Source organism: Streptomyces sp. SID11385 (assembly GCF_010548245.1).
GTDB lineage: Bacteria > Actinomycetota > Actinomycetes > Streptomycetales > Streptomycetaceae > Streptomyces.
Window position 1 is genome coordinate 40,607 of sequence record NZ_JAAGLR010000492.1, and the last position, 9,050, is coordinate 49,656.

The 9,050-nt window shown below is 72.0% G+C and carries 8 protein-coding genes; 3 read left to right on the forward strand and 5 right to left on the reverse strand.

What is annotated here, in order from left to right; translation table 11 throughout:
* Positions 1–29: 29 nt before the first annotated feature.
* From G3I42_RS15040 to G3I42_RS15050, 3 genes are all read left to right on the forward strand, one after another.
* Positions 30–1,301, forward strand: a complete 1,272-nt coding sequence (locus G3I42_RS15040; RefSeq protein ID WP_164286210.1) for a cytochrome P450 — start codon at positions 30–32, stop codon at positions 1,299–1,301.
* Between the two features lie 72 nt (positions 1,302–1,373).
* The gene (locus G3I42_RS15045; protein WP_164286212.1) at positions 1,374–2,624 is read left to right on the forward strand and encodes a cytochrome P450; all 1,251 of its coding nucleotides are present in this window, start codon (positions 1,374–1,376) and stop codon (positions 2,622–2,624) included.
* A gap of 55 nt (positions 2,625–2,679) precedes the next feature.
* Positions 2,680–3,030, forward strand: coding sequence for a nuclear transport factor 2 family protein (locus G3I42_RS15050; RefSeq protein WP_164286213.1), 351 nt, complete (start codon positions 2,680–2,682; stop codon positions 3,028–3,030).
* 67 nt (positions 3,031–3,097) lie between these two features.
* Here the strand turns inward: G3I42_RS15050 and G3I42_RS15055 are convergent, their stop codons facing one another.
* From G3I42_RS15055 to G3I42_RS15075, 5 genes are all read right to left on the reverse strand, one after another.
* Positions 3,098–4,870, reverse strand: coding sequence for a biotin carboxylase N-terminal domain-containing protein (locus tag G3I42_RS15055; protein ID WP_164286228.1), 1,773 nt, complete (start codon positions 4,868–4,870; stop codon positions 3,098–3,100).
* 14 nt (positions 4,871–4,884) lie between these two features.
* Positions 4,885–5,085, reverse strand: coding sequence for an acyl-CoA carboxylase subunit epsilon (locus G3I42_RS15060; protein WP_164286216.1), 201 nt, complete (start codon positions 5,083–5,085; stop codon positions 4,885–4,887).
* Between the two features lie 17 nt (positions 5,086–5,102).
* On the reverse strand, positions 5,103–6,650 hold the full coding sequence (locus G3I42_RS15065) for an acyl-CoA carboxylase subunit beta (protein WP_164286230.1): 1,548 nt from the start codon (positions 6,648–6,650) through the stop codon (positions 5,103–5,105).
* Positions 6,651–6,711: 61 nt separating this feature from the next.
* On the reverse strand, positions 6,712–8,178 hold the full coding sequence (locus G3I42_RS15070) for an FAD-dependent monooxygenase (protein ID WP_164286218.1): 1,467 nt from the start codon (positions 8,176–8,178) through the stop codon (positions 6,712–6,714).
* A 29-nt stretch (positions 8,179–8,207) separates the two neighbouring features.
* The coding region (locus G3I42_RS15075) for an alpha/beta fold hydrolase (RefSeq protein WP_164286220.1) at positions 8,208–9,050 on the reverse strand (843 nt) is incomplete at its 5' end.

A 9,050-nucleotide genomic window follows, 5' to 3' on the forward strand; every position in this document is an offset into this window, starting at 1 on the left:
GCGCGTCGCCCCACCCGAGAGGAACCACGATGACGCACGCCGAACTCCCCTCCGTCCTCGGGGGATTCGACCTTTCCGACCAGTCCCGGTACGTGGACGGAGTCCCGTACGAACTCTTCGCGAGGCTCCGCCGCGAAGCGCCCGTCCTCTTCCACCCCGGGGCGAGCACACCGGACGGCGACGGCTTCTGGGTGCTGACCAAGCACGCCGACATCGTGGCCGCCGCGGCCTCCCCGGACTTCTCCGCCCAGGGCGGCGGTCCGCGGGCCGGTGGCGGCTCCCACCTGGACGACCTGCCGGTCGGCGTCCACGCGGGCGTCCTCTTCGCCATGATGGACAACCCGCGCCACGACCTCATCCGCCGGCTGCTGCGGCCCGCGGTCACCGGGGAGGTCGCCCGGGCGCTCGCCACCCCGCTGCGCGACATGGCCGCCGAACTGCTGGGCGGTGCCCTCGCCTCCGGCGAGCCGGTCGACTTCATGAAGGACCTGAGCGAACCGTACGCACTGCGCGCCATCTCCCTGCTGCTGGGAGCGCCCCGCGAGGACTGGGACCTGCTCGCCGACTGGGGCCGCCGCAATCTCGGCTTCACCAACCGGCTCACGGGCGGCTCCGACGCGGGCTCGGCCGAGGTCTTCCACGCCATGTCCGGGTACTTCAAGGAACTGCTGGACCGCAAGCGGACCGCGCCCGCCCAGGACCTCGGCAGCGTGCTCGCCCTCGGCGACATCGACGAGGTGCACGGCGAACCCCCGATGACGGACCAGGAACGCGACGCCAACGCCACCCTCATCCTCATCACCGGTTTCGAGCAGCCCCGGAACACCATCGCCGGCGGCGTGCTCGCCCTGGCCCAGCATCCCGAGCAGTGGAAGGCGTTGCGCAAGGACCGCGCGCTGCTGCCGGGGGCCGTGGAGGAGATCCTGCGCTGGGTGCCGCCGAACCCGTACAACCGGCGTACCGCCACCCGGGACGTGGAACTGCGCGGACACCGCATCGCGGCGGGGGACAAGGTCACCTTCTGGTGGCCCTCGGCCAACCGCGACGAGGACGTCTTCGACCACGCGGACGTCTTCGACATCGAGCGGGCCGACAACCCCCACCTCTCCTTCGGCACCGGCAGGCACTTCTGCCTCGGCGACGAGGTCGCCCGGCTGGAGATCCGGCTCTTCCTCGAAGCGCTGCTGGACACCGTCGCGGAGGTACGCCTGACCGGCCCCGTGGTCTATGCGCCCAACAACAAGCACACCGTGATCCTCGACATGCCGGTGGAACTCGTTCCGGCCGGACACGCCGGCTGACACCCGTCCCAGACCGGCTGACACCCGTCACCGACATCGGCTGACACCCCATCACAGAGGGAGCTCCATCCCATGACCGAGTCGACCGCGACCACCGCCACCGAGGACCAGCCCGAGGTTCTTCCCTACAATCCCTTCGACCCCGCCTTCCACTCCGACCCGTACGCCACCTACCGCGCACTGCGCGCCACGCACGGCTCGGTGGTGCGCACCGGCGCCGGTGTGGCCGTGCTGGGCTACAAGGACGTCATGGGGGTGCTGCGCAACCCGAAGCTGGGGCGCGGCGAGGGCGCCGGGTACCAGGACACGCTGATACCGACGCCCGAGGGCCTCCGGCCGGCCGTGATGTTCATGGACCCGCCGGACCACACCCGCATCCGCGCGCTCGTCAACAAGGCCTTCACGCCGCGCGCCGTGGAACGGCTGCGGGGGCCCGCCGAGCAACTGGCGGCGAAGCTCGTCGCCGCGGCCGCGGAGATCTCCGCCGCGCAGGGGCAGGTCGACCTGACCTCCACCCTCTTCCGCCCGTTCGGCGCGGGGGTGCTCAACATCCTTGTCGGCGTCCCCGAGTCCTACCTCGCGCAGTGCATCGAGTACGCCAACGACGCGGGCCGGGGCCTCGACCCCGCATACACCCTCGCCCCCGAGGCCCTCGCCAACCGCATGAAGGCGCGGGACGGCTACGTCGAAATGGCCACCGAACTGATCGAGAAGCGTCGCGAGCACCCCGTCGACGACCTCATGAGCGAACTAGTGCTCGCCGAGCAGGACGGTGAACACCTCACGGAGATCGAGCTGCTCACCACCGTGGCGAATGTTTTTCTGGCCGGTTTCAGCGCCCCGCAGGCCGCCATGGGACTCGCCGCCCTCGCCCTGCTGCGCCACCCCGACCAGCGCGAGTGGTACGGCGCGCACCCCGAGGAGGCCCCCGCGTCGGTCGAGGAGCTGCTGCGCTTCGACTCGGCGGTTCAGCTCATCAACCGCACGGTCCTGCAGGACACCGAGGTCGGCGGCGTGCAGGTGCGCGAGGGCGAGGAGGTCTTCATGCTCCTCGGGGCGGCGAACCGCGACCCCGCGATCTACGAGGAGGCGGACCGGCTCGACCTGTCGCGGCGCAGCGGCGTCAGGAACATCGGTTTCGGCCACGGCATCCACTTCTGCGTCGCCGCTCCGATCGCCAAGTTGGGGATTGAGGTCGTTCTCAACGCCCTTGCCCCGTACGATATTGAGCTGGTTACGCCGGACCCGGCGACCAACGGCGCGCTCGCGATCCGCAGTCTCGCCGAACTGCCGGTGACCATTCGGCCGCGGACGGCCGGTTGAGGTCTTCCCTCCGCGAAGTAACCCCTTTCCTACGAAATCCAAGGAGCAGCAGCGCGTGAGCGACGTCACCACTGTGGCCAAGAAGTACATCGAGACCTGGAACATCACGGACGCCGAGGAACGCCGGCGTGTCATCGGCGAGTTGTTCACGGAGGACACCGAGTACGCGGACCCCAACACGCACGTCACGGGCCGGGCGGCCCTCGACGCGTACATCGCCGAGACGCAGCGGCAGATCCCCGGCGGGGTCTTCACGCTGGCCGGCGAGGTGAGCACCCACCACGACTTCGGGCGCTTCACCTGGCAGGTCGGCCCCGCAGGGGGCGGCGCGCCGTTCGCCGTGGGCTATGACTTCATCGCGGTGGAGGGCGGCAGGGTGAGCCGTCTGTACGGCTTCTTCTCCTGACGCGGAGTATGGCGAAAGGCCACCGGACCCAGGTCCGGTGGCCTTTCGCCATACTCCGCCAGGGCGGTCAGTCCACGATCTCGCAGATGGCCGCACCCGAGGAGAGAGCCGCCCCGGCCGCCGCGGACAGCGCCTTGATCCTGCCGGTCCGGTGCGCGTGCAGGGGCTGTTCCATCTTCATGGCCTCCAGAACGAGGACGAGTTCCCCCTCCACGACCTCCTGGCCCTCCTCGACCGCGACCTTCACCACGGTGCCCTGCATCGGGGAGAGGAGCGTGTCGCCCGCGAGGCCCTGCCCGGCCCGCTGAGGTCCGCGCCGCTTGGTCCTGGCCGTGTTCGCGGGACCCGACCGTGCCTGCGGCACGGTGAACGAGGAGGGCAGGGAGACCTCCAGGCGCTTCCCGTCCACCTCCACCACGAGGGTCTCGCGGTCGTCCGCCTTCTCCTCCTCCGCCCGGCCGGGCGGGGCGAAGGGGGCGATGCCGCCGGAGAACTCGGTCTCGATCCAGCGGGTGTGCACCTCGAACGGGCCTTCGCTGCCCAGTAGTTCGGGTGTGAAGGCGGGGTCCTCGACCACCGCGCGATGGAAGGGCAGGGCGGTCGCCATGCCCTCGACGCGGAACTCCGCGAGCGCGCGGGCCGCGCGCTGGAGCGCCTCCCGGCGGGTGCGGCCCGTCACGACGAGCTTCGCGAGCAGGGAGTCCCAGGCGGGGCCGATCACGCTGCCCGTCTCCACCCCCGAGTCGAGCCGGACACCGGGGCCGGAGGGCGGCTCGAAGGCGGTGATGGTGCCGGGAGCAGGCAGGAACCCCCGGCCGGGGTCCTCGCCGTTGATCCGGAACTCGAACGAGTGTCCCCGCCCCGGAGGGTCGTCGTACCCCAGTTCCTCGCCCTCGGCGATACGGAACATCTCCCGCACGAGGTCGATGCCTGCCACCTCCTCCGTCACCGGGTGCTCGACCTGGAGCCGCGTGTTGACCTCCAGGAAGGAGATGGTGCCGTCCCGTGCGACCAGGAACTCGCAGGTCCCCGCCCCCTCGTACCCGGCTTCGCGCAGGATCGCTTTCGAGGCGCGGTACAGCTCGGCGAGTTGCTCGTGCGACAGGTAGGGCGCGGGGGCCTCCTCCACCAGCTTCTGATGGCGCCGCTGAAGGGAGCAGTCCCGGGTGGAGACCACCACCACGTTGCCGTGCCGGTCCGCCAGGCACTGCGTCTCCACGTGCCGCGGCCGGTCCAGGTAGCGCTCGACGAAGCACTCCCCGCGGCCGAAGGCGGACACCGCCTCGCGAACGGCCGACTCGTAGAGTTCGGGGATCTCCGCCATCTTCCAGGCGACCTTGAGCCCTCTCCCGCCGCCGCCGAAGGCCGCTTTCACGGCGATGGGCAGTCCGTGCTCCTCGGCGAAGGCCACGGCCTCCTCGGCCCCGGAGACCGGATCGGGGGTACCGGCGACGAGCGGGGCCCGTGCCCGCCGGGCGATGCGGCGGGCGGCGACCTTGTCCCCGAGGGCGCGGATCGCCCGCGGGGGAGGGCCGATCCACACCAGCCCGGCGTCCAGGACCGCTTGCGCGAAATCGGCGTTCTCCGAGAGGAAGCCGTACCCGGGGTGCACCGCGTCCGCGCCGGAGGCGCGCGCGGCACGCAGCACCTTCGCGAAGTCCAGATAGCTGTCGGCGGGGGTGTCCCCGCCCAGCAGGTACGCCTCATCGGCGGCGCGGACGTGCGGGGCCCCGCGGTCAGGCTCGGCGTACACGGCGACGCTGGTGATTCCCGCGTCCCGGCACGCGCGGGCCACGCGCACGGCTATCTCGCCGCGGTTGGCGATGAGCACCTTCCGCAGTCTCCTGACAGTGCTCACGACGCGAACCTCCAAGAGCCCGCCCCGGCGGGGTACCGACGCCCGCCCCTGCTCCAGCGCACGTCCAGGGGCGAGGGGTAGCGCTGTTCCCGTACCGGCGCGGGTTCCGGCGACGGCCGTGCCATGAGGAGGACCGCCACCAGAGCGGCCAGTTCCTCCGGGGCCGGATTGCCCCGGATCACCTTCATCGTGCTCATCTCGTCGTTCCTCCCTCTCACGCGGGGACGTTGCCGTGCTTGCGCGACGGCAGGTCGGCGTGTTTCGTGCGCAGCATGTCCAGCGCGCGGATCAGGGTGCGGCGGGTGTCCCGGGGATCGATGACGTCGTCGACGAGCCCGCGTTCCGCCGCGTAATAGGGGTGCATCAGCTCGCTCCGGTACTCCTCGATCTTCCGCAGCCGCTCGGCCTCGGGGTCCTCCGCCGTGTTGATCTCCCTGCGGAAGATGACATTCGCGGCCCCCTCGGCGCCCATCACCGCGATCTCGTTGGAGGGCCAGGCCAGCGCCACGTCCGTCCCGATGGAACGCGAGTCCATGACGATGTAGGCACCGCCGTACGCCTTGCGCACCACCAGCGACACCCGCGGAACCGTCGCGTTGCAGTAGGCGTACAGCAGCTTCGCGCCGTGCCGGATGATGCCGCCGTGCTCCTGGTCCACGCCCGGCAGGAAGCCCGGCACGTCGACGAGCGAGACCAGCGGAATGTTGAAGGAGTCGCAGGTGGAGACGAAGCGGGCCGCCTTCTCGCTCGCGTGGATGTCGAGCACGCCCGCCTTGGACGAAGGCTGGTTGGCGACGATCCCGACGACGTGCCCGTCCAGCCGGGCCAGCGCGCAGACGATGTTCGTCGCCCACGCCGTGTGCACCTCGAAGTAGTCGCCGGAGTCGACGACCTCCTCGATGACCGCGCGCATGTCGTAGGCCTGGTTGGGGTCCGCGGGCACGAGGTCGAGCAGGGCGTCGTTGCGGCGGTCCGCCGGGTCCGCGGTGGGCTCCACCGGGGGCAGCTCGCGGTTGTTCGCCGGGAGGAGCGAGAGGAGGTAGCGCACCTCCTCCAGGCACGTCTCCTCGTCGTCGTACGCGAACTGCGCGACCCCCGAGACGGAGGCGTGCACATCGGCGCCGCCGAGGCCGTTCATGGTGACCGATTCCCCGGTCACGGCCTCCACCACGTCGGGACCGGTGATGAACATCTGGGCCGTCTCGCGGACCATGAAGACGAAGTCGGTGAGCGCCGGCGAGTACGCCGCCCCTCCGGCGCACGGGCCGAGCATCACGCTGAGCTGCGGGATCACCCCCGAGTTGCGGGTGTTGCGGCTGAAGATGCCGCCGTACCCGGCGAGGGCCGTGACGCCCTCCTGGATGCGGGCCCCGGCCCCGTCGTTGAGGCTGACCAGCGGGGCCCCGGAGGCCGCGGCCAGGTCCATGAGCTTGTGGATCTTGGCGGCGTGGGCCTCGCCCAGGGCGCCGCCGAAGACCCGGAAGTCGTGCGCGTAGACGAAGACGGTGCGGCCGTGGACGGTGCCCCAGCCGGTGATCACCCCGTCGCCTGGATAGCGCTTCTTCTCCAGGCCGAAGCCCGTGGCGCGGTGGCGCCGCAGCGGTTCGATCTCCTGGAAGGAGTCCTTGTCTAGGAGGAGGGAGATCCGCTCGTGGGCGGTCAGCTTCCCGCGTGCGTGCTGGCGTTCGGTGGCGTCGGGGGTGGGGCCCTCGCTCACCGCCTCTTTGAGGGCGCGCAGTGCGGCGAGGTCTTCTTCCATCATCACGCCGTGCTCCTTCTCGGCATGGGCGCCGGCCGTGAGGGCCGACGCGAAGCGGTCGGGGTCATGCCGCGTAAGTGGCGAGCAGGTGCCGCAGGCGTTCCCAGTCGGCGGACGTCGCGCCGCTGGCGGCGACGTAGCCGTCGGGCCGCAGCAGGACGAAGCCCCGCCCGCGCCGGTCCACGTGGGTGTGGGCGACGACGTCGGGCCACTTGGCGGCGAGCGCCCGTCCACGCTGACGGTGCTCGGAGGTGCCGAGGGTCACCAGGCGGTGGACGTCCTCGGCCGGAGAACTGTCGAACCAGTGGGAGGACCGCGTACCGGGGTGGGGCAGTCCGCGCCCGGCCGGGCCCCCCGTTGCGTACCGCACGCGCCAGCCCGAGAGCAGGGGGGCGAACCAACGGCGCAGCAGTCCGAGCGATTCCATGCCGGACCACAGCGAGTTGCGCACGTGCGCGGCGCCGGGGCCGAGAGTGAAGACGCGGAGGAACTGGTGGGTGTTGCGGACGATCTGCTCGGCGGCCTGCCTGCGTTCGCTCCCGTAGGACTCCAGCACTTCGGCGGAGAGCCGCCCCGCGAGGACCCCGGCGAGCTTCCAGGCGAGGTTGTGCGCGTCCTGGATGCCCAGGTTGAGTCCCTGCCCGCCGAGGGGCGAGTGGGTGTGCGCCGCGTCACCGACGAGGAACACGCGTCCCTCGCGAAGCCGGGCGGCGATCCGCTCCTGGCTGCTGAACATGTTGACCATGTCGAGCGAGGTGACCCGCAGTCCGCCGGGGCCGCGTGCGTCGAGGAGCGTCTGCACGCCCTCCTCGGTGAGCGGGTGGTCCGCCGCCACCGCGGCCGAGACACGGACGCGGTCGCCCGGCATCGACGCGAAGACGACGGAGCCCGCGGCGCCCATGAAGTAGTGCACCGCGTCGTCGGCGGGCCGGCCGGCGATCTTCCCCTCCGCCAGCAGGAAATGGACCGCCACCGGGGCGCCCTCGAAGGCGATGCCGAGGTGTTCCCGCACCCGGCTGCGCACGCCGTCGGCGGCGATCACCCAGGCGGCCCGCAACGTTCCGGTCCCCTCGCTGCCCTCGTCCCCCTCGCCGCCCTCGGCCGCCTCCGCACCCCGGATCGCCAGGGTGACCCCGGTCGGGCCGGGGTCGATCCCGGTCACCTCGATGCCGCGCTCGACGCGCCCGCCGAGCTGCGCCAGGCGGCGCTCCAGCAGCGTGCAGGTGTCCTGCTGCGGGAGCATCAGGGGCTCGTTGTGCGCGCCCAGAGTGATGCGCAGGGTGCGGCCCGTGCCCAGGTGGTACTCGTTGGCGGCGATCCGCAGGCCCAGCTTGTGCGCCTCGTCGAGGACGCCCAGTTCCCGCAGGACCCGCAGCGTCGGCGCGTGCAACTGCACCGCGCGGGACCCGCTCTGCGGGAGCGCCTGCGCCTCCAGCACCCGTGCGCGCACGCCGCGTTGCCACAGCGCGCACGCCGTGGCCAGCCCGACCGGGCCCGCGCCCACGATGACGACGTCCCTCTGGTCGTTCATGTCCCCCTCTTCCCTTGCCCCGGTCCGCGTCATGACTGCTCCCTCTCGGCCCGGGACGCGAGCCAGTCGCCGAGTGCCGCGGCGGCGGCCGGGGCGTGGTCCTCGATCAGTGAGAAATGGTCACCGGACACCTCGGCCATGTCGTGGCGCTGCGACCACGAGGCCCTCGGCGCCGTGCCCTCCGCGGTACCCGGCAGGTGCAGCAGGGGCCGGATCATGAGCGTCGGGGTCTTCACCGGGCCTGGCCGCCAGCCCTTCAGCAACTCCAGGTACCGGCCCATCGCCTGGAAGGCGGCCTCGTCGACGGGCCCCAGGTCCGCCATGCGCCCGGCCATCCCGGCGAGCAGCGCCGGGGTCGCCTCGCGCAGCGCCGCGTCGTCCGGCACATAGGTGTCGAGCAGCACCAGCGCCTCGGGGAAGAGGCCGCCGGCCTCCAGCAGCCGTACCGCCTCGTGCGCGAGGACACCACCGGAGGAGTAGCCGGCCACCACGAAGGGCTTGCCGTCCGCGCCCTCGCGCAGGGCCCTCGCCGTCGTCTCCGCCAGCGCGGTCAGCGAGGCGGGCAGCGGCTCGCCCGCGCGGAAGCCCGGCAGCGACAGCGCCAGCACGTCCCGTGTTCCGGCGAAGCCTCCCGCGAAACGGGCCATCAGGTGCGGGCCCGAACTCGCCAGGACCGTCGGCACGCACAACACGCGTGCCCCGGCGGAACCTTCGGCCAGTCGCGTCCACGGCAGGGTGTCCGCCTCCTCCGGCCGCGCGAAGGAGGGCCGGCGCCGGGCCTCGGCTTCGAGCCCGGCGAGCGCCCGCGCCCCGTCGCCGTCGCGGAACGCGGCGAGGAGCTTCCCGGCCGCCTCGGCGGTGTCCTGCGCGGG

Coding starts and splice junctions, on each gene's coding strand:
- G3I42_RS15060 (WP_164286216.1), bottom strand. CDS start 5,085: ATGAGCACGATGAAGGTGATCCGGGGCAATCCGGCCCCGGAGGAACTG.
- G3I42_RS15070 (WP_164286218.1), bottom strand. CDS start 8,178: ATGAACGACCAGAGGGACGTCGTCATCGTGGGCGCGGGCCCGGTCGGG.
- G3I42_RS15065 (WP_164286230.1), bottom strand. CDS start 6,650: ATGATGGAAGAAGACCTCGCCGCACTGCGCGCCCTCAAAGAGGCGGTG.
- G3I42_RS15040 (WP_164286210.1), top strand. CDS start 30: ATGACGCACGCCGAACTCCCCTCCGTCCTCGGGGGATTCGACCTTTCC.
- G3I42_RS15045 (WP_164286212.1), top strand. CDS start 1,374: ATGACCGAGTCGACCGCGACCACCGCCACCGAGGACCAGCCCGAGGTT.